The sequence below is a fragment of the Bradyrhizobium sp. SPXBL-02 genome, from assembly GCF_051853065.1.
Lineage (GTDB): Bacteria > Pseudomonadota > Alphaproteobacteria > Rhizobiales > Xanthobacteraceae > Bradyrhizobium.
In genome coordinates this window covers 443,877-463,609 of sequence record NZ_CP182474.1, presented here as the reverse complement: position 1 = coordinate 463,609, position 19,733 = coordinate 443,877, and the positions used below count along the sequence as shown (strand labels likewise).

General features: G+C 65.1%; 20 protein-coding genes. 16 read left to right on the top strand and 4 right to left on the bottom strand.

The genetic code is table 11. The features are described from left to right. The first annotated feature begins 314 nt into the window (after positions 1-314). The 3 genes from rplU to ACNJYD_RS02180 all read left to right on the top strand — a co-directional run bounded on the left by rplU (position 315) and on the right by ACNJYD_RS02180 (position 1,809). Positions 315-695, top strand: a complete 381-nt coding sequence (gene rplU, locus ACNJYD_RS02190; RefSeq protein WP_172788806.1) for a 50S ribosomal protein L21 — start codon at positions 315-317, stop codon at positions 693-695. Between the two features lie 102 nt (positions 696-797). Then, entirely contained in the window at positions 798-1,067 is a 270-nt protein-coding gene (gene rpmA / locus ACNJYD_RS02185; protein ID WP_008538809.1) for a 50S ribosomal protein L27, read from the top strand. A gap of 148 nt (positions 1,068-1,215) precedes the next feature. Next, complete coding sequence (locus ACNJYD_RS02180; protein ID WP_439365192.1) at positions 1,216-1,809, top strand: GNAT family N-acetyltransferase; 594 nt, start codon at positions 1,216-1,218, stop codon at positions 1,807-1,809. A 166-nt stretch (positions 1,810-1,975) separates the two neighbouring features. Here the strand turns inward: ACNJYD_RS02180 and ACNJYD_RS02175 are convergent, their stop codons facing one another. Beyond that, complete coding sequence (locus tag ACNJYD_RS02175; protein ID WP_439365191.1) at positions 1,976-2,890, bottom strand: DMT family transporter; 915 nt, start codon at positions 2,888-2,890, stop codon at positions 1,976-1,978. A 272-nt stretch (positions 2,891-3,162) separates the two neighbouring features. On the opposite strand from ACNJYD_RS02175, the gene ACNJYD_RS02170 reads away from it, so the two are divergent. The 3 genes from ACNJYD_RS02170 (at position 3,163) to ACNJYD_RS02160 (ending at position 6,642) form a co-directional block, all read left to right on the top strand. Beyond that, a complete protein-coding gene (locus ACNJYD_RS02170; protein ID WP_439365190.1) occupies positions 3,163-3,645 on the top strand; it encodes a MaoC family dehydratase in 483 nt (160 codons plus the stop codon). A gap of 84 nt (positions 3,646-3,729) precedes the next feature. Continuing rightward, positions 3,730-4,770: a GTPase ObgE gene (gene obgE, locus ACNJYD_RS02165; RefSeq protein WP_172788810.1), complete on the top strand. Its 1,041-nt coding sequence runs from the start codon at positions 3,730-3,732 to the stop codon at positions 4,768-4,770. A 237-nt stretch (positions 4,771-5,007) separates the two neighbouring features. Next, on the top strand, positions 5,008-6,642 hold the full coding sequence (locus ACNJYD_RS02160) for an alkaline phosphatase family protein (RefSeq protein ID WP_439365189.1): 1,635 nt from the start codon (positions 5,008-5,010) through the stop codon (positions 6,640-6,642). 107 nt (positions 6,643-6,749) lie between these two features. Here ACNJYD_RS02160 and ACNJYD_RS02155 read toward each other — a convergent pair whose 3' ends face one another. Continuing rightward, positions 6,750-7,718 (bottom strand): Bug family tripartite tricarboxylate transporter substrate binding protein, encoded by a 969-nt coding sequence (locus ACNJYD_RS02155; RefSeq protein WP_439365188.1) that lies wholly within the window; start codon positions 7,716-7,718, stop codon positions 6,750-6,752. A gap of 189 nt (positions 7,719-7,907) precedes the next feature. Here ACNJYD_RS02155 and proB point away from each other — a divergent pair, with 189 nt between their 5' ends. Beyond that, positions 7,908-9,029 carry a glutamate 5-kinase gene (proB, locus tag ACNJYD_RS02150; protein WP_439365187.1) on the top strand — a complete coding sequence of 374 codons (1,122 nt, stop codon included), beginning with the start codon at positions 7,908-7,910 and terminating at the stop codon, positions 9,027-9,029. Between the two features lie 24 nt (positions 9,030-9,053). Here proB and ACNJYD_RS02145 read toward each other — a convergent pair whose 3' ends face one another. Beyond that, positions 9,054-9,239, bottom strand: coding sequence for a hypothetical protein (locus tag ACNJYD_RS02145; RefSeq protein WP_439365186.1), 186 nt, complete (start codon positions 9,237-9,239; stop codon positions 9,054-9,056). A 179-nt stretch (positions 9,240-9,418) separates the two neighbouring features. On the opposite strand from ACNJYD_RS02145, the gene ACNJYD_RS02140 reads away from it, so the two are divergent. From ACNJYD_RS02140 to ACNJYD_RS02100, 9 genes are all read left to right on the top strand, one after another. Further along, entirely contained in the window at positions 9,419-10,714 is a 1,296-nt protein-coding gene (locus ACNJYD_RS02140; RefSeq protein WP_439365185.1) for a glutamate-5-semialdehyde dehydrogenase, read from the top strand. Positions 10,715-10,733: 19 nt separating this feature from the next. After that, positions 10,734-11,378, top strand: a complete 645-nt coding sequence (locus tag ACNJYD_RS02135) for a nicotinate-nucleotide adenylyltransferase (RefSeq protein ID WP_172788815.1) — start codon at positions 10,734-10,736, stop codon at positions 11,376-11,378. Between the two features lie 208 nt (positions 11,379-11,586). Continuing rightward, positions 11,587-11,943 (top strand): ribosome silencing factor, encoded by a 357-nt coding sequence (rsfS, locus tag ACNJYD_RS02130; RefSeq protein ID WP_024338888.1) that lies wholly within the window; start codon positions 11,587-11,589, stop codon positions 11,941-11,943. 90 nt (positions 11,944-12,033) lie between these two features. Next, positions 12,034-12,516, top strand: a complete 483-nt coding sequence (gene rlmH, locus ACNJYD_RS02125; protein WP_172788816.1) for a 23S rRNA (pseudouridine(1915)-N(3))-methyltransferase RlmH — start codon at positions 12,034-12,036, stop codon at positions 12,514-12,516. 32 nt (positions 12,517-12,548) lie between these two features. Continuing rightward, a complete protein-coding gene (locus ACNJYD_RS02120; RefSeq protein ID WP_439365184.1) occupies positions 12,549-13,907 on the top strand; it encodes a murein hydrolase activator EnvC family protein in 1,359 nt (452 codons plus the stop codon). Beyond that, positions 13,904-15,265 carry a S41 family peptidase gene (locus tag ACNJYD_RS02115; RefSeq protein ID WP_172788818.1) on the top strand — a complete coding sequence of 454 codons (1,362 nt, stop codon included), beginning with the start codon at positions 13,904-13,906 and terminating at the stop codon, positions 15,263-15,265. Before ACNJYD_RS02120 ends, ACNJYD_RS02115 begins: the two co-directional genes overlap by 4 nt. A 145-nt stretch (positions 15,266-15,410) precedes the next feature. Beyond that, on the top strand, positions 15,411-16,634 hold the full coding sequence (locus ACNJYD_RS02110) for a divergent polysaccharide deacetylase family protein (protein WP_439365183.1): 1,224 nt from the start codon (positions 15,411-15,413) through the stop codon (positions 16,632-16,634). A 75-nt stretch (positions 16,635-16,709) separates the two neighbouring features. Next, positions 16,710-17,216, top strand: coding sequence for an RNA pyrophosphohydrolase (locus tag ACNJYD_RS02105; protein WP_172788820.1), 507 nt, complete (start codon positions 16,710-16,712; stop codon positions 17,214-17,216). Positions 17,217-17,373: 157 nt separating this feature from the next. After that, the gene (locus tag ACNJYD_RS02100; protein ID WP_439365182.1) at positions 17,374-17,874 is read left to right on the top strand and encodes an RNA pyrophosphohydrolase; all 501 of its coding nucleotides are present in this window, start codon (positions 17,374-17,376) and stop codon (positions 17,872-17,874) included. Positions 17,875-17,989: 115 nt separating this feature from the next. Here the strand turns inward: ACNJYD_RS02100 and ACNJYD_RS02095 are convergent, their stop codons facing one another. Further along, the gene (locus ACNJYD_RS02095; protein WP_439365181.1) at positions 17,990-19,666 is read right to left on the bottom strand and encodes an adenylate/guanylate cyclase domain-containing protein; all 1,677 of its coding nucleotides are present in this window, start codon (positions 19,664-19,666) and stop codon (positions 17,990-17,992) included. Positions 19,667-19,733: the final 67 nt, after the last annotated feature.

Here is a 19,733-nt window from a genome sequence, read left to right as displayed (position 1 = left end):
TCCAATTTGCGAGGACACAACGGGGTGGGAACCCGTTGGTTGCAAGCCGGCGGCAGATTCAGCCCACGCGCTGCAACTCTCGCCAAATCCTTCAAATCCGGGCGGTTTTCGCCTGCTTTTCCTTGACTCTGGGCGGATCGCGGCTATAAGTCCCACAGCCGGCGCGGGGCGTTTCTCGCGCCGCTTGTTTTTGCGTGGGTTTTCAAAGGGATAAAACCCACCCGCGCAAAACGCAGATAAACCCATAGCGACTGACAAAAAGCCGACCCGGACGAAGACGTCCCGAGGCCGGGATTGAACACGGAGAAAGAACGATGTTCGCAGTCATCAAAACCGGCGGCAAGCAATACCGCGTCGTGCCGGATGATGTTCTCGAAGTTGGCAAGATCGAAGGCGAAGTCGGCTCGATCGTGCAGTTGAATGAAGTTCTGGTGGTCGGCGGCGACACGCCGGTGCTGGGCGTTCCGACGGTGGCAGGCGCGTCCGTCGCGGTCGAGGTGCTCGACCACAAGCGCGGCCCCAAGGTCATCGCCTTCAAGAAGCGCCGCCGCAAGAATTCGCGCCGCAAGCGCGGCTACCGCGACGAGATCACCGTGCTGCGCATCAGCGAGATCCTGACCGACGGCGCCAAGCCCACCAAGGGCCCGCGTCCGAAGAAGGAGAAGGTGGCGCCGGCAGCGGAAGCCGCCGAGTAACGGAAATCGATCACGCCAATTCACGAATTGAAGCGTGAGAAATTTTGAAATGATTCCGTCAAGGAATTGACCTAGAACTACGCAGGATTTCGGAGACGAGCCATGGCTCACAAAAAAGCAGGCGGTTCATCGCGCAACGGTCGCGATTCCAAGGGCAAGCGCCTCGGTATCAAGGCGTTCGGCGGCGAGATCGTCACGCCCGGCAACATCATTGCGCGTCAGCGCGGCACCACGTGGCATCCCGGCCTCAATGTCGGCATGGGCACGGATCATACTCTGTTCGCCAAGATCGAGGGCCGCGTTGCGTTCCAGGCCAAAGCCAACGGCCGCACCTTCGTATCGGTGCTTCCGATTGCCGAGGCTGCTGAATAGACGGTGGACAAAAACGGAGTCCGCCGGTCCCGACTGAACCGGCGGAGTCCTGAAGATCCCAACAGATCGAAGGCTCCAAGGGGAGGCGGGAAACCGGCCTCCCCTTTTCGTTGCTCACTTTGAATTAGTGACTTTCACGGAGCCGGACATGTTGCAGGATTTTTCGAGCGTGACCTTGGCCGAGGCGAGACCCAGCGTCGTCGCCACCGAGCGGCTGACCTTGCGGCGGCCGACGCTGGCCGACGTCAGGACCATCGCCCGGCTCGCCAACGACCGCCGTGTCGCCGAGAACACGCGCCGCCTGCCGCATCCCTATTCGCAGGACGACGCCGCCGACTTCATCCGCGCCACCGCCGAGCTCGGAGCTGAGACCGTGTTCCTGATCGAGCACGATAGCGGGCCGGTTGGCATGGTCGGCATCGATTGCTCCAGGCCCGGCAATGCCGAGCTCGGCTATTGGCTCGGCGTCGAGCATTGGGGCCAGGGCTTTGCCACCGAGGCCGCGCGCGGCGCGATCGACTTCTTCTTCGAGGAGTTCGAGGACGAGCATCTCTACGCCGGCGCGCGCGTCACCAATCCGGCCTCGCGCAAGGTGCTGGAGAAGTGCGGCTTCCAATGGAGCGGCGTGCAGCTGCACCGCTTCCTGGCGCTGGGCTCCTCGACGCCCGTCGATTGCTTCCGCCTCTCACGCGGCGTGTGGGCCTCGCTGAAGAGCTGGAGCAGTGCGAGACGGGTGCGGTAGCTTACCCTCCCCTGGAGGGGGAGGGTCGGCTCACATTGAGCGCAGCGAAATGTGAGACGGGGTGGGGTGACAGTCTCTCAGCGGAAGCAGTCCCCGAGTGGAGAGATCACCCCACCCCGCTCGCGCTTCGCGCGATCGACCCTCCCCCTCCAGGGGAGGGTAAGAGTTACGCCGGCGGATTCACTTCGTCGCCGGGACGCCCCAAATCGCGCTCGCGCAGATAGATATAGAACCCGGCGCCGATGATGATGGCGGCGCCGACGAGTGTTGCGACCTGTGGCACGTCGCCGAACACGACGAAGCCGAAGATCACCGCCCAGACGATCATCGAATATTGATAGGGCACCACGACGCTGGCCGGCGCGAGCTTGAGCGAGCGGTTGACGCAGAACAGCGCGGTCACCGAGACGCATCCGGCAAGCGCGAAGATCACGAGGCTGCCAGGGGTCGGCGGCACCCAGTGGAACGCCGACAGCACCGCCCCCAGCGAAAACGTGCCGATGAATTGCGAGGACGCCATCACGATGTCGGGAGTCTTGCGCAGGCTGCGCGTGATCAGCATCAGGGTTGCGAAGGAGAGGCTGCCGCCGAGCGCGATCAGCGCCGGCAGGCTGACCGTCTGCGCCGACGGCCGCAGCGCGATCAAGACGCCGCAGAAGCCGATCAGGATCGCGGTCCAGCGCCGCCAGCCGACCTTCTCGCCCAGAAAGATCGCCGACATTGCGGTGACGAAGATCGGACCTGCGAGATAATAGGTGATGACGTCGGCGAGCGGCAGATAGACGGTTGCGAGAAAGAAGGCCGCGACTTCCAGCGTCGACAACACGACGCGAACCAGCTGCAGGCCCGGCCGCTCCAGATGCAGGAACAGGTCGCGCTGCTTCCAGATCAGGGGCGACAGCAGCAACAGCGCCGCGCAGGCGCGCAGGAACAGGAGTTGCCCCACCGAATAGGTCCCGACCAGGAACTTGCCCATGGCATCGCCAAACGAGAACATGAAGATCGACAGCACCATGAGCCCGATGCCGGCCAGGCGCGCGGAGCGATCGTCATAGGCGGAGACATTCTTGAACAGGGGCATTGCGGTCGTTCGTGGGAAGCGTCATTGCGAGCGAAGCGAAGCAATCCAGACTGTCTCCGCAGCGGCAGTCTGGATTGCTTCGTCGCTTCGCTCCTCGCAATGACAAGGAGAGAGCGCGGAATCATGGCGACCACAGTCGCTTGCGGTCGTTTTAATGACGTGAGCCGCCGGGACAAGCCCGCTACCGCCGAATTGAACGGATTGTCGCACTCTTCGCATCGCGGTAGCGATACAGGGCACATCGACGAAAGAGCCAAGAAGAGAGCCAAGCCATGACCGATTTCGATCCGGCCCGGCATCGCATGATCCCGACGCAACGCTGGTTTGAGGATTTCGTCGTCGGCGAACGCTTCGTGCTGCCGAGCCGCACCCAGACCTCGGCTGTGTTCGCCGCATTCCAGACCGCGAGCGGCGACACCCATCCCGTGCACTATGACGTGGAATATTGCCGCAGCCGCGGCATGCCGCATCTGCTCGCCCACGGCTTCCAGACCCTGATCCACACCGCGCCTGGCGCCGGCCTGTTTCCGTTCCTGGTCGAGGAATCGCTGGTCGGCTTCCTCGAGCAATCGAGCCGCTTTCTGAAACCCGTGTTCGCCGACGACACCCTCTATCCGGCGCTCGAGGTCACCGAGCTGGTGCCGGGGCGCACCACCGGCACGGTGGTGCTTCGCAGCACCGTGTTCAACCAGCGCAAGGAGCTGGTGCTGGAGGGATTGCAGAAATTCCTGATCCGGCGGCGGCCGGCCGGTTAAGCAAGGGGCAGAATCGCCAGAAATTCGGCCGATTCGCAGGGTGTTCGGGTTGCCGGAGGGGGCCGGCTGGCCTACCTATGGCCCATGAAATTCCTCGACGAAGCAAAGGTCTATATCCGCTCCGGTGACGGCGGGAACGGCTGCGTGGCGTTCCGCCGCGAGAAGTTCATCGAATTCGGCGGTCCCTCCGGCGGCAATGGCGGCCGCGGCGGCAATGTCATCATCGAGGTCGCCGACGGCCTGAACACGCTGATCGACTACCGCTACCAGCAGCACTTCAAGGCCCAGAAGGGCGAGAACGGCATGGGCTCGGATCGCCATGGCGCCAACGGCAAGAACATCGTGCTGAAGGTTCCCGTGGGCACGCAGATCTTCGACGAGGACCGCGAGACGCTGATCCACGATTTCACCAAGGTCGGCGAGAAATTCGTGCTGGCCGAGGGCGGCAATGGCGGCTTCGGCAATGCGCATTTCAAATCGTCGACCAACCGCGCCCCGCGCAACGCCAATCCCGGCCAGCCCGGCGAGGAGCGCTGGATCTGGCTGCGGCTGAAACTGATCGCCGATGCCGGCCTGGTCGGCATGCCCAATGCCGGCAAATCGACCTTCCTGTCGAAGGTCAGCGCGGCGCGGCCGAAGATCGCCGACTACCCCTTCACCACGCTGCATCCGCAGCTCGGCGTCGTGAATGCCGACGGACGCGAGTTCGTGCTCGCCGACATTCCCGGCCTGATCGAAGGCGCGCATGAAGGCACCGGCCTCGGCGACCGCTTCCTCGGCCATGTCGAGCGCTGCCGCGTGCTCTTGCACCTGATCGATGCCACCTGCGAGCATGCCGGCAAGGCGTACAAGACGGTACGCAAGGAGCTCGATGCCTATGGCGGCCAGCTCACCGACAAGATCGAGATCGTCGCGCTGAACAAGATCGATGCTGTCGAGCCGGACGAACTGAAGAAGCAGAAGGACCGGCTGAAGCGCGCCGCCAAGAAGACGCCGCTGCTGATTTCCGGCGCCACCGGCCAGGGCGTCAAGGAAGCGTTGCGCGCGCTGGCCGATGTGATCGGCGAGAGCCCGGTGTCTGCGAAGGCGAAGAGCGCGGCCGAAGCGGAGCCGTGGTCGGCCTAAACTCTCTCCCCACCGTCGTCCCCGCGAAGGCGGGGACCCATACCGCGTGATCTATCTTTTGCGAATGGTCGTAGTGCCGACCGACGAATCTTCGCCAAACAACTCCCTGTGGTTATGGGTCCCCGCCTTCGCGGGGACGACAGCGGAGTGTATCGCTGCGAGCGCGCGCATCACCGGCTTGTCTTGGCGCGCGCAATATCGCAGCATCGAACGATCAAGAAACGGCAGGGATAATTCATGGCGCGCGCGAAGAACGTTCTCTGGATCATGTGCGACCAGCTTCGCTATGATTATCTCGGCTGCACCGGCCATCCCACGCTGAAGACGCCCAACATCGACGCCATGGCCAAGCGCGGCGTGCTGTTTACGAAGGCCTATGTGCAATCGCCGATCTGCGGCCCGTCGCGGATGTCGTTCTACACCGGCCGCTACATGCGATCGCACGGCTCGCACTGGAACGGCTGGCCGCTTCGGGTCGGTGAGCCCACGCTCGGTGATCACCTCAAGACAATCGGCGTGCGCAACGTGCTGGTCGGCAAGACCCACATGGCGCCTGACATCGAAGGCATGAAGGCGCTCGGCATTCCCCCGGAATCGATGATCGGCGTGCATGTCGCCGAATGCGGCTTCGAGCCGTATGAGCGCGACGACGGCTTGCACCCGACCGGACGGCCACGGCCCAAATACGACGAATATCTGCGAAAGCACGGCTTTGAAGCCACCAATCCCTGGGAGCACTGGGCCAATTCCGGCGCTGCCGAGGATGGTAGCTTGCAGAACGGCTGGCTGCTGGTGCACGCCGACAAGGCCGCGCGCGTGCCCGATGAGCACTCCGAGACGCCCTACATGACGCGGCGCGCGATGGACTTCATCGGCGAGGCCGAGACCGACGGCCGGCCGTGGTGCCTGCATCTGTCCTACATCAAGCCGCACTGGCCCTATATCGCGCCCGAGCCCTATGCCAGCATGTATTCGACCGATGACATGATCCCGGCGATCCGCTCTATGCGCGAGCGGCAGAATCCGCACCCGGTGTTCGGCGCATATATGGACATGCGCTACTCCCGCAACATGGCGCGCGATGAGGCCCGGGAAAAGGTGATCCCGACCTATATGGGCCTGATCACCCAGATCGACGACCAGATGGGCGTGCTGATGAAATTCTTGGGTGAGCGCGGCCTGCTGGATACCACCATGATCGTGTTCACGTCCGATCACGGCGATTATCTCGGTGATCACTGGATGGGCGAGAAGGATCTGTTCCACGAGCAGTCGGCAAAGATTCCGCTGATCATCATCGATCCCTCGCAGGAGGCCGACGCCACGCGCCGCACACGCTGCGATGCGCTGGTCGAGGGTATCGATCTCGCGCCGACCTTCGTCGATTATTTCGGCGGCAAGGTGCCGGGCCACATTCTCGAAGGACGCTCGCTGCTGCCGTTGTTGCGCGGGCCGACGCCGCCGGATTGGCGCCAGGTCGCTTTCTCCGAATACGACTATTCCATGCAGGACGTGCGGCTGAAGCTGAACCAGCCGATCGAGCGCTGCCGCCTGTTCATGGTGTTCGACGGCCGCTGGAAATACATCCACGCCTCCGGCTTCCGTCCGATGCTGTACGACCTCGAAACCGATCCGGACGAATACGTCGATCGCGGCGACGATCCTGGTTGCGCCGGCATCATCGCGCGGCTGCAGGCCGAGCTGTTCGACTGGGCGCTGCATCCGAACGACCACATCACCACGCCGCGCGAGAAGATCGCCGCCTATGCGGATAATCAGCTGCAGGTGAAGAACGGCGTTTTGATCGGCATTTGGGATGAAGCCGAACTCACGGCGATCAAGGACGGGATAGCGCAGCGCACGAAGATGTAGAACTCCGTCCCTCCCCGTCATTGCGAGCGCAGCGAAGCAATCCAGACTGCCTCCGCGGAGGGACTCTGGATTGCTTCGCTGCGCTCGCAATGACGGGAGGAGAGACCTCAATTCTCGATCTTGTATCCGGTCGCCTTCACGATCGGCTGCCACAGCGCGGTGTTCGCGGCGAGCTCCTTCGTCAATCCCTCCGGCGTCGAGCCGACCGGTATCAACCCGATCGCCATCAGCTTCTCCTTCACCTCGGGCTTGGCGAGCGCCGCGACCGCGGCTGCGCTGAGCTTTTCGGCAAAATCGGGCGGGCTGCCGGCGGGGAGCCACATGCCGTACCAGCCGTCGGCAACGAGATCGATGCCGCTTTCCTTCAGCGTCGGCACATCGGGGACGAACGGCGAGCGCTCTGCGCTTGCAATCGCGAGGATCCTCACGCCGTTAGCACGATGCTGCGTGATCGCATCGGATACCGTGGTGATGCCGAACGGCAGATGGCCGGCGATGAGATCATTCATGACGAGCGCGCTCCCGCGATAGGGCACCCGGGTCACTGAAAGACCAAGGATCTGTTCAAGTCGCCATCCGAGGAAGTGCGGGATGTTGCCGCTGCCTGGTGTCCCATAGGTGGCCTTCGCGACATTTGCCCTCAACCAGGTGACGAGTTCACTAAAACTATCCACCCCGATCGCGGGACTTGCAACGACGGCAAACTCGAAGCGAACGAGTTGCGACACGGGGACGAAATCCCTGGCCGCGTCGAAGCTCGGTTGATTCTCCACCATCGGCAGCAGGTACATGGTCGGACCGGTCGTCACCAAGATTGTATTGCCGTCGGAGCTTGCGCCCTTCACGGCCCTGATTCCGATCAATCCGTCGCCACCGGTACGATTCTCGACGATCATGGTTCGCCCAAGCGGGGCGCTGAATTGCTCGGCAATGAGACGACACAAGGCATCACCGCTGCCGCCTGCCGCGAACGGAAAGATGATGCGCGTCAGCGGACCGGATTGAGCATGTGCGCCACTGGCCTGCGCCAGCAAGGGCAGCGAGAGGCCTCCGGCGATGAAGCTGCGTCGGTCCACGACAATCCTCCCTCGTTATTGATTGTTCGAGGCATAGACTGCCCGAGCCTCGGCCGACAAGGGCGCCGTTAGGCCTATTTACCGGCTCCGCTGCCTTGCGCCGGCCACCGTCCTGCTGCAAAAGCTAGCCGCATCGGCGCCGCCCTTTTCGCTCCGCCGGATCAGCGACAGAGCAATTTGACGACCGCCATGGCCAGCCCCGAACTCAGTCAATTCCGCCGCATCGTCGTCAAGGTCGGCTCCGCGCTGCTGGTCGATTCCGACAAGGGCGAGGTGCGGGCGTCCTGGCTCGCCGCGCTCGCCGACGACATGGCCAGGCTGCACAAGGAAGGCCGCGACGTCCTCGTGGTGTCCTCCGGCTCGATCGCGCTGGGCCGCAGCCGGCTGAAATTGCCGCGCGGCCCGCTGAAGCTGGAAGAGAGCCAGGCCGCCGCTGCCGTCGGCCAGATCGCGCTGGCGCGGATCTGGTCGGAGGTGCTCGGGGCGCACGGGATCGGCGCCGGCCAGATCCTGGTGACGCTGCAGGACACCGAGGAGCGCCGCCGCTATCTCAATGCGCGCTCCACCATCGGCAAGCTGCTGGAATGGCGCGCCATCCCCGTGATCAACGAGAACGACACGGTGGCGACCACCGAGATCCGCTACGGCGACAATGATCGCCTCGCCGCGCGCGTCGCGACCATGGCGAGCGCCGACCTGCTGGTGCTGCTGTCCGACATCGACGGGCTCTACGACGCCCCGCCGAAGAACAACCGGAACGCAAAACTCATTCCCATCGTCGACAGCATCTCCTCGGAGATCGAGGCGGTGGCGGGTGATGCCGAGTCCGAGCTGTCGCGCGGCGGCATGCGGACAAAGGTCGAGGCGGCCAAGATCGCCACGACCGGTGGCACGCATATGCTGATCGCCTCCGGCAAGATCGAGCATCCCTTGCAGGCGATCGCCGATGGCGGCCGCTGCACCTGGTTCCTGACGCCCGCCAACCCCATCACCTCGCGCAAGCGCTGGATCGCGGGGACGCTGGAGCCGAAGGGCACGCTGACCATCGATGCCGGCGCCGTGACAGCACTGCGCGCCGGCGCCAGCCTGCTGCCGGCCGGCGTGATCAAGGTCGAGGGCCAGTTCGCCCGCGGCGATGCCGTGATCGTGCGCGGCCCCGACGGCAGCGAGGTCGGTCGCGGCCTGATCGCCTACGACGCCGAGGTCGCGGAGAGGATCAAGGGCCGCTCCTCCCCCGATGTAATGGCCATCCTCGGCATCAGCGGGCGCTCCGAGATGATCCACCGGGATGATCTGGTGGTGGGCGGCTAAGGGCGAGAAGGGCAGTCTCGAAGGTCAAACCTTTTTGTCGGCCTTCCGCGCAGCCAACCGTTCGCGTCCTCGCGCCTTGATACTTTCGAACCATTCATGGACATCGCCGATCTCCTCCATCGGCGCGCTGTCAAAGCCCTTCTGGATTTCGGCCCTCAGCGCCTCAAGCTTGGCCTTTCGCCGCTCTTCACGCTCTTCGACGGTCGGCATCGCAGGCTCCATGATTGGGCATTGATATTCCGAGATATTTTGGCGTCCGGCAAGCCGAGCGCAGCCGGGCCATTGGCCGACCCGGCGGCGCGAACCGAACCCCTGCCATACCCTTCCTGCCCTTCGCAAAAGCGGGATTTCCGTGCTAGGACACCGCCTTAGCAGAAGGTTGAACTCCCATGGCCGCCCCCCTCAAAGCCGTCGACGGCAATGCCGATCTTCAGGCGCTGATGTCCGAGCTCGGAACCCGTGCCCGCGCCGCCGCGCGCGTGCTGGCGCTGGCGCCGCCGGAACAGAAGAACCGGGCGCTGGAAGCAATGGAGCGGGCGATCCGCGCCAACGCAGCCGCGATCCTCGCCGCCAATGCCGAGGACGTCGCGGAGGCCCGCGCCTCCGGCAATGCCACCTCCTCCTTCATCGACCGCCTGACGCTGACGCCGGCGCGCATCGAGGGCATGGCCGAGGGCATCGGCATCGTGCGCGGCATCGCCGATCCGATCGGTGTCGTCATCGAGAGCTGGCAGCGGCCGAACGGCATGACCATCGAGCGCGTGCGCGTGCCGCTCGGCGTCGTCGGCGTGATCTTCGAGAGCCGGCCGAACGTTGCGGCCGACGCCGGCGTGCTGTGCCTGAAGTCAGGCAATGCCGTAATCCTGCGCGGCGGCTCGGACAGTTTCCGATCGTGCCGCGCGATCCATGACTGCCTGGTGCAGGGCCTGCGCGAAGCTGGCCTGCCGGAAGCTGCGATCACGCTGGTGCCGACGCGCGACCGCGCGGCGGTCGGCATGATGCTGTCGGGCCTGAGCGGCGCCATCGATGTCATCGTGCCGCGCGGGGGGAAAAGCCTCGTCGCGCGCGTCGAGCAGGAAGCGCGCGTGCCTGTGTTCGCGCATCTCGAGGGCGTCAACCACGTCTATGTCGATGCCAGCGCCGACCTCGCCATGGCGAAGTCGATCGTGCTCAATGCCAAGATGCGGCGCACCGGCGTCTGCGGCGCTGCCGAGACGCTGCTGGTCGACCGCGCTGCCGCTGACAAGAACCTTAAGCCGCTGGTCGAGATGCTGCTCGATGCCGGCTGCGAGGTGCGCGGCGACGAGGCCGTGCAGAACACCGATGCGCGCGTCAAGCCGGCGAGCGACGAGGATTGGGACACCGAATATCTCGACGCGATCATCGCGGCGAAGGTGGTGGACGGCGTCGACGGCGCGATCGCGCATATTCAGGACCACGGCTCGCATCACACCGATGCCATCGTGAGCGCGGATGAGGCTGCGGCGCAGAAATTCCTCAGCGAGGTCGATTCCGCGATCGTGCTGCACAACGCCTCGACGCAGTTTGCCGATGGCGGCGAGTTCGGTTTCGGCGCCGAGATCGGGATTGCCACCGGCCGCTTCCACGCGCGCGGCCCGGTCGGCGCCGAGCAATTGACGAGCTTCAAATATCGCGTCCACGGCACCGGGCAGACCCGGCCGTAGACGTCGCGGGGCGCGGGCATTGAGCAACAATCTCGTCGTGCCGCGCTTCGTGGCGCAAGCGGTCCCGGCCTCGACGCCGGGCATGCGCATCGGCCTGCTCGGCGGCTCGTTCAACCCGCCACATCAGGCTCATCGCGCCATCAGCCAGTTCGCACTGAAGCGATTGCAGCTCGATCGCGTCTGGTGGCTGGTCACGCCAGGCAATCCGCTCAAGGAGAACGGCACGCTGCACGAGCTCGGCGAGCGCATGCAGGCCGCGCGCGACGTCGCCGACGATCCGCGCATCGAGGTGAGCTGTCTCGAATCCGTCATTCGCACTCGCTATACTATCGACACGATCAACACCTTGCGCCGCCGCTTTCCTGGCTTGCGCTTTGTCTGGATCATGGGCGCCGACAATCTCGCTCAATTCCATCGTTGGCAGGACTGGCGGCGCATCGCCGCCCAGGTGCCGATGGCGGTGATCGATCGTCCGCCGCAGAGTTTTCGCGCGCTCGGCTCGCCCGCAGCCCAGGCGTTATCGCGCTACCGCCTGCCCGAAAAAAAGGCGGCCCTGCTTGCGGATCGGCCGGCACCGGCCTGGGTGTTCCTGACCGGATTGAAGCTGAACCTGTCCTCGACCGGCCTACGGAACCCGGATGGGAGCTGGAAAGGTACGAAGTGAGACGAAGTGTACGGACATGGTGTGGACTACGGGCTCTCTGGCATATTGAAACCCTTAACCCCACATGATGTAGTGTAACCGGTGGGCGCCGGATTCGGCGTTCGCGATACAGTGAAAGGAATGGTCCCTGACCGCATCTGTATTGTCCAAGCCTGTTTTACCCAAGGTTGCCAAGCCTACGCGTAAAACATCGACCAAAGCTGCGGCCTTGAAGGCGCAACCCGACGCCGACAAGACGCTGAGCCTGATCCTCTCCCGCCTCGAGGACATGAAGGCGGAAGAGACGGTCACAATCGACCTTCGCGGCAAATCGGCGTACTCCGACTACATGATCGTCACCACCGGCCGGGTGAACCGGCACGTCGGCGCGATCGCGGAAAACGTCACCAAGAGCCTCAAGGAAAACGGCATCAAGAACATCCATGTCGAGGGCTTGCCCAATTGCGACTGGGTGCTGATCGATTCCGGCGACGTGATCGTGCACGTGTTCAGACCCGAGGTCCGCGAGTTCTACAACCTCGAGCGGTTGTACACGCAGGGCCCAGGGGCGGCGAAGGCGATCTAGGCTCACTGCCGATTTCGAATCGGCTGACGCGCATGCTAGCGTCGTGCGCGCGCCTGTTGCGCGCGGTCTTGTCAACGCGGCACTGAAATCATGCGTGTTGCTGTCATTGCGGTGGGCCGGCTGAAGCAGGGCCCCGAACGGGAGCTTGCCGACCGCTATTTCGAACGGTTCTGCGACGCCGGCGGCAAGCTCGGATTCCGCGGGCTCAGTGTCTATGAAGTTGCCGAGAGCCGCGCGCGCGATGCCGCAACGCGGATGGCCGAAGAGGCCGCGGCGATCTCGGCGCATATTCCTGACAAGGCGATCCTGGTGGCGCTGGACGAGCGCGGCCAGAATCTCGACTCCACCGTATTCGCACGGCATCTGGGGCGCTGGCGCGACGAAGGCGCCGGACATACTTTCTTCGTGATCGGAGGGGCGGACGGACTTTCGCCCGAATTGCGCCGTAAGGCCAAGCTCGCGATCGCGTTCGGCTCTGCGACCTGGCCGCACCAAATGGTCCGCGTCATGCTTCTGGAACAGCTGTATCGGGCCGCCACCATCCTGGCCGGCCACCCCTATCACCGCGCGTGATGCGCGCCACAACGAGCACCTTTGCCGACACGATGCGAGCGCCGCTCCTCAACCTGCTGCTGATCACGGGCATTGCCGGCGCAAGCCTCGCGCAAGCGAACACAAGCCTCGCGCAAGCTCCGACGCAAGGCCAGACAGTTGCGCCGCCGCCGCAGACCGCGGCGGTCTCGCCCGATGCGATCAAGCAGCGCGAGCAGGAGCTGGAGGCCGCGCGCGCGAGGCAACGAAGCGCGGAAGAAGCGCAGGCCAAGCTCAAGGCCGAGATCACCGCGCTCGGCCAGGACCGCACCCAGCTCAATCAGCAGCTGATCGAAACCGCCGCCAATGTGCGCGCCGTGGAGACCAAGATCGACGAGGCCGAGGCGCGGCTGCGCGCGCTGAACGGCCGCGAGCAACAGATGCGCGCTTCGCTGGATTCGCGCCGCGCCGACATCGTCGAGGTGCTGGCGGCCTTGCAGCGCGCCGGCCGGCGCACGCCGCCGGCGCTGCTGGTGCGGCCCGAAGATGCGCTGCAATCACTGCGCACCGCGATGCTGCTCGGTGCCGTCGTGCCGGAATTGCGCGGCCGCGCCGAAAGAATCGCGGGCGAGCTCGGCGAGCTCGTGGCCTTGCGCAGGACCATCGCCACCGAGCGCGATCAGCTCGCCTCCGACCGTGACAAGGTCAGGAGCGACCAGACCCGGCTCACCGCCCTGATCGAGGAACGGCAGCGCCAGCAGTCCGCACGCGAAAAAGACCTCGACGCCGAAGGCGCGCGCGCGATCGCGCTGTCAAAGCAGGTCGGCGATCTCCAGGGGTTGATCGCCAAGATGGAGCAGGACCTGCAAAGCGCCGCCAAGGCGGCCGAGAAAGCCGCCGAGGCCGCAAGGCAGGCCGAGGCCAAGGCGGCTGCCAGCGCCAAACAGGGCCCGGGCGCGTTCAAGGACAAGTCCCGCACCACCCCGGCGATCGCCTTCGCCTCGGCCAGGGGTCTCCTGCCGTTTCCGGTTAACGGTAACAAGATCAGGGATTTTGGCGGTTCCGACGGGGTCGGCGGCGTCCAGAAGGGCATTTCGCTGGCGACCAAGCCCGGCGCCCAGGTCACGACGCCGTGTGATGGCTGGGTTGTGTATGCCGGCCCATTCCGCAGCTATGGACAACTCTTGATCCTCAATGCCGGGGGCGGGTATCATGTCCTGATCGCCGGGATGGAGCGCATTTCGGTCAACATCGGGCAGTTTGTGCTCACGGGGGAGCCGGTCGCGACGATGGGGTCGACCTCTCAGGTCGCCTCCATTCTCGCCACGAACGCGAGTCAACCTGTGCTGTATGTCGAGTTCCGTAAAGACGGCACTCCAATCGATCCAGGCCCATGGTGGGCCGCAAATGAAGGCGAGAAGGTTCGCGGATGATGCGCAAGACTTCAGTAATCCTCCTCAGCGCCGCCACCGGTGCGGCGCTGACGCTGTTCGTGACCCAGCCGCGCGCGGTGTTCATGGGCTCCAGCGCGCGAGCCGCCACCGCGGACACCTATCGCCAGCTCAACCTCTTCGGCGACGTCTTCGAGCGCGTGCGCTCCGATTACGTCGAGAAGCCCGATGACACCAAGCTGATCGAATCCGCCATCAGCGGCATGCTCACCGGCCTCGATCCGCATTCGAGCTACATGGACGCCAAGAGCTTCCGCGACATGCAGGTGCAGACCCGCGGCGAGTTCGGCGGCCTCGGCATCGAGGTCACGATGGAAGACGGCCTGATCAAGGTGGTCTCGCCGATCGACGACACGCCCGCTTCGCGCGCCGGCATCATGGCCAACGACATCATCACCAATCTCGACGACGAGGCGGTGCAGGGCCTGACCCTGAATCAGGCGGTCGAGAAGATGCGCGGCCCCGTCAACACCAAGATCAAGCTCAAGATCATCCGCAAGGGCCAGGACAATCCGCTCGACGTGACGCTGGTGCGCGACAACATCCGCGTCCGCTCGGTGCGCGCGCGCGTCGAGCAGGATGACATCGGCTATATCCGCATCACCACCTTCAACGAGCAGACCACCGAAGGCCTGAAGCGCGAGGTCGGTAACCTCACGAACCAGATCGGCGGCGACAAGCTCAAGGGCTTCATCATCGACCTCCGCAACAATCCGGGCGGCCTGCTCGAGGAAGCGGTCACCGTCTCGGACTCCTTCCTCGAGAAGGGCGAGATCGTCTCGACCCGCGGCCGCAATGCCGAGGAGACCCAGCGCCGCACCGCGCATGCGGGCGACCTGACCAAGGGCAAGCCTGTCATCGTGCTGGTCAATGGCGGCTCGGCTTCGGCGTCGGAAATCGTCGCCGGCGCGCTCCAGGACCACAAGCGCGCGACGATCGTCGGCACGCGCTCGTTCGGCAAGGGCTCGGTGCAGACCATCATTCCGCTCGGCTCGGGCAACGGCGCGCTGCGGCTGACCACGGCGCGCTATTACACGCCGTCGGGCAAGTCGATCCAGGCCAAGGGCATCGTGCCCGACATCGAAGTGCTGCAGGACGTGCCTGACGAGCTGAAGTCGCGCACCGACACCAAGGGCGAGGCTTCGCTGCGCGGCCATCTGAAGAACGACGGCGACGAGAAGACCGGCTCGCAGTCCTATGTCCCGCCGGACGCCAAGGACGACAAGGCGCTCAAGCTCGCCGGCGACCTGCTCCACGGCATCAAGAACAGCGCCTCCGCCGCGCCGACCCCGGGCAACGACAACAAGGCCACGACCGACAAGCCCAAAGCGGCGAATTAAGTCGGCGTCACGCGCGATCCCACGAAAGGGCGGCTTCCTGAAGCCGCCCTTTTTGCTTGGAACTCCCGTCGTCCCCGGCCTCTCCCGGCCTGCCGCCGCTTGACCGCGGCGTGGTATCGTCGGCACGAGTGATTCGGGATCGCGCATGACTGAGACGGCCGACGATCTGAGCGCCCCGCTCGGACAGGACAAGCCGCGCCGGAAACGCCGGCTGCGGCTGCCGTTCACCGCCCTGCAGCTGGTGGCCGTCCTGCTCGGCCTGTTCCTGATTAGCTTTGCCGGCTTCGCCATCTTCAACAAGGATCCGTTCGGCGGCGAGCCGATGGCCAGGCTCGCGATCCGCGCTCCCACTGCCACGGACGAGAAGCCGGCCGCGTCCGGCCACGGCGCGGAGAGCAAGCCGGACGCCAAGCACGAGACCAAGGAAGCGCCGAAGCAGGCCGCGCCCGGCGAGCAGAAGACCATCACCATGATCGACGGCTCCACCGGCGCCCGCCACGACGTGGTGATCGGCGCAGGCGATGCTGCCGACAAGGGCGAGGCGGCATCCGGCCCGCCGCCCGTCATGGCCGGGATCAATCCGAAGCTGCTGGAGAAATCACGCTACGGCATGATCCCGGTGGTGGCCGACGGGCTGAGGCCGTTCACCGTCTATGCGGCCGATGCCGACCGTGCCAAGGCTGCCAAGATGCCTGTGGTCGCGATCGTGATCGGCGGCCTCGGCGTCGGCGCCGCAAAAACCACCGATGCCATCATGAAGCTGCCGCCGGCGGTGACGCTGGCCTTCACGCCCTACGGATCCGATCCCGGCAAGCTCGCCGAGCGGGCGCGGACGCAGCGCCACGAGATCTTCCTCCAGATCCCGATGGAGCCCTACGACTTCCCGGACAACGATCCGGGGCCGCAGACGCTGCTGACCTCGCTCAGCCCCGACCAGAACATGGACCGCCTGTACTGGCACCTCAGCCGGATGCAGGGCTATGCCGGCCTCACCAATTTCATGGGCGCCCGCTTCATCGCGACCGAGCCGGCGATGCAGCCGATCATCCGCGAGGCGGCCAAGCGCGGCCTCGGCTTCTTCGACGACGGCTCCTCGCCCCGCAGCATCGCGCCCCAGGCGGCGGCCAACCAGGCCGTGCCGTTCGGCAAGGGCGATATCGCCATCGATGCGGTGCCGACGGCGACCGAGATCGACCGCGCCCTCAACAAGCTGGAATCGACGGCGCGCGAGCGCGGCATCGCCGTCGGCACGGCCTCCGCCCTGCCCGTCTCGATCGAGCGCATCAGCGCCTGGACCAAGACCTTGGGCGACCGAGGTATCCTTTTGGTGCCATTGACAACCGCGATGCTGAAATCAAAATCCAGCTAAATCAACGAATTGGTTCGGCACGGGTCTCGCGGGGCCGGCATGCCTTCCAAAAATGCAGGCAAGAGGTCTGGCGGAATGGCGCGTTACGAGGATCTGCCCTACCGGACCTGTGTCGGTGTGATGCTGATCAATCCAAAGGGACTGGTGTTCATCGGCCGCCGCGCCGGCGGCATCGAGCATGTCGACGACACCCATGTCTGGCAGATGCCGCAAGGCGGGGTCGATCCCGGCGAGGACACCTGGGAGGCGGCCAAGCGCGAGCTCTACGAGGAGACCAGCGTGCGCTCGGTCGAGCGGCTCGGCGAAGTCCCGGACTGGCTCACTTACGACATCCCGCGCACGGTCGCCGGGCGCGCCTGGAAAGGCCGCTACCGCGGCCAGCGCCAGAAATGGTACGCGGTGCGCTTCACCGGCAAGGACAGCGAGATCAATGTCGCGAATCCCGGCGGCGGCGGCCACAAGGCGGAATTCGTGAGCTGGCGCTGGGAGTCGATGAAGAATCTCCCTGAGCTGATCATCCCGTTCAAGCGCCCGGTCTATGAGCGCGTGGTGCAGGAATTTTCTGCGCTGGCGGAGGGGTAGCGAGCTTCATCCCAGCACTCCGCTCACCCCCGCGAAGAAGGGGGTCCAAACTCTCAGGCAGAAGTTGTGCGGAGGGTAGCGGCCACGGCCTTTCATCCGTCCGCTGCCTGTGGTTATGGATTCCGGGCTCGCGCTCCGCGCGCCCCGGAATGACAAGATGAACAATGAAAAACCCTACCGCCCGAACGTCGGCATCGCGCTGTTCAATCCGGACGGCCATGTGCTGATCGGCCATCGCTTCAAGGGCGACGGGCCCGAGATCATCCTGCCGGGGCTCGACTGGCAGATGCCGCAGGGCGGTGTCGACGAGGGCGAGAATTTGCGCGATGCGGCGCTGCGCGAGCTCTGGGAGGAGACCAACGTCGTCAGCGCCGACTATCTCGGCGAGACCGACTGGTTCACCTATGAATTCCCGCCTTACGATGGACCGCAAACGCATCGCCTCGCAAAGTTTCGCGGCCAGCGCCAGAAATGGTTCGCGCTGCGCTTCACCGGCCGCGACGACGAGATCGATCCGCTGACGCCGCGCAACGGACAGCCTGCCGAGTTCGATGCCTGGCGCTGGGAGCGCCTCGACCGTGTCGCCGACCTCGTGGTGCCGTTCCGCCGCGAGGTCTACCGCGCCGTGGCGCGAGAGTTTGCGCACCTCGCGAGCTGAACTTTCGAAAACAACCCCATGCACAGTAGAGATGGAGTTGAAATCGTTAGGTTATTTTGCCGGCTTGGACGCATAAAGGGGCGCCTCTGCCAGCGCACCAGCCGGGGCCTCATCGCTAATTGATCGGGCCGACCGTGAATGGGCCGATGGCGATGACGTGGCAGTCGCTGTCGCGCTTGGCGCAGTCGGCGAGCGCGGAATTGACGGCGGTCTGCTCGTCGGCGGCTTTGAGGCCGAGGCCGGCGCGGCCGGACGTGCCGACGGCGACGGCGTTCCAGCCCGTGGCGTCACCGAGCTTGCGGACGACCTCGCCGCGCGCTTCGGCCACGATCGAGGAATTGGAGGCGGCGTTGAAGAAGCCGGTGATCCTGAACAGGGTCGGGATCGGCACGACGAAATTATCGTCAACCGCAACGACCATGCAGGGCACGCCGGCGATTGCGCCGCACGATTCCAGCGAGCGCTTCGCCGCGTCGTCGGCTGATGATGCGCCCAGCACCATGAAATATTGCCCGCCCGGACTGAGTGCCACCGAGCGGGACTTCGCCGCCGGCACGAACATGTTCTCGAGCCGGACTTTTTGCGGCTCGCGTACGATCGGAAAATCCTTCGAGGCGAACGGCCGCTCGATCATCGCATCATGCCTGACATAGGGCGGGGGCGGCATCGGCGGCTTGCCGTGCGTGTAAACGATCGTGTTGCCGACGGCGTAGAGCTCGCAGCGCCGGGGCGATTGCGCGGCATCGGCGCGCTTCTGGCACTGTTCGAGTGCCATGTTGCGCGCGGCTTCCTCGCTTGCCTGGTTCAGCGCTGAGCCGGTGAAGCCGCCGACATTGAGCGCGAAGGCCTTGTAGTCGCCGGAGCTCGCATAATCGCCAGCGAGGAAGCTGCGCACGCGCTCGTTGATGAAGGGTACGCTGTCGGCAGCAAGCTTGCCTGTCATCGGCGATGCCGATGGTGACGGCGCAGGCATCGGCGCCATCGCGGCGCCGGCGTTAGACGGAGCCATCGGAGCCATCGGCGCCTTTGCCATTTGGGTCGGCATCGGGCTCGGCGTTGCCGCCGCCGCAGCCGGCGTTGGGCTCGGCGCCGCATTGGCCGTCACGGCCGGCGCCGCGGCACTCGCAGTCTGCTTGAGCTTGGTGTTGTAGAGAAAGCCGGTGACGACGATGGCGACGATCGAGACGACGGCGACCACCAGCGGCCACATCCACACCGGGGCCGCGGCCACCTTGGAAGCCGCCGTCTTCAGCTGCGGCTTGGCATAGCTGCCGTCCTCGCGCCGCATCGCCACCAGATAGGCGTGCACCGGCGTCGGGATGTTCTTGACCTCCTGCGCGCCGATATCGGCGAACTGCACCGACAGCTTGTTGGCGACCTGCTCATGCACCGCGCGGGAGACGCAGATGCCGCCGACCTCGGCGAGGCCCTCCAGGCGCGCGGCGATGTTGACGCCGTCGCCCAACAGATCGCCGTCGCGTTCGACGACGTCGCCGATGGTGATGCCGATGCGGAACGACATCTGCCGGCTCGGCGGATAGGCCATGTTGCGGGTTCGCAAGCTTTCCTGGATGTCGATCGCACAGCGCACCGCATCCACCGCGCTCGGAAACTCCGCGAGCACGGCATCGCCCGCCGTGTTGAAGATGCGTCCGCCGGCCTTGGCGATGAAATCGTCGACGACCTCGCGATAGGAGGCGAGACGCCGCAGCGTTTCCTCTTCGTCTTCCGCGACCAGCCTCGAATACCCGGCAATATCGGCTGCGAAAATCGCTGCGATCTTGCGTTTCATCTGCCACCGGCCCCCGGAACAAATCCGCGGGGCGCAGAATGCCGCCATCTCCGGCGCGGTGCAACAA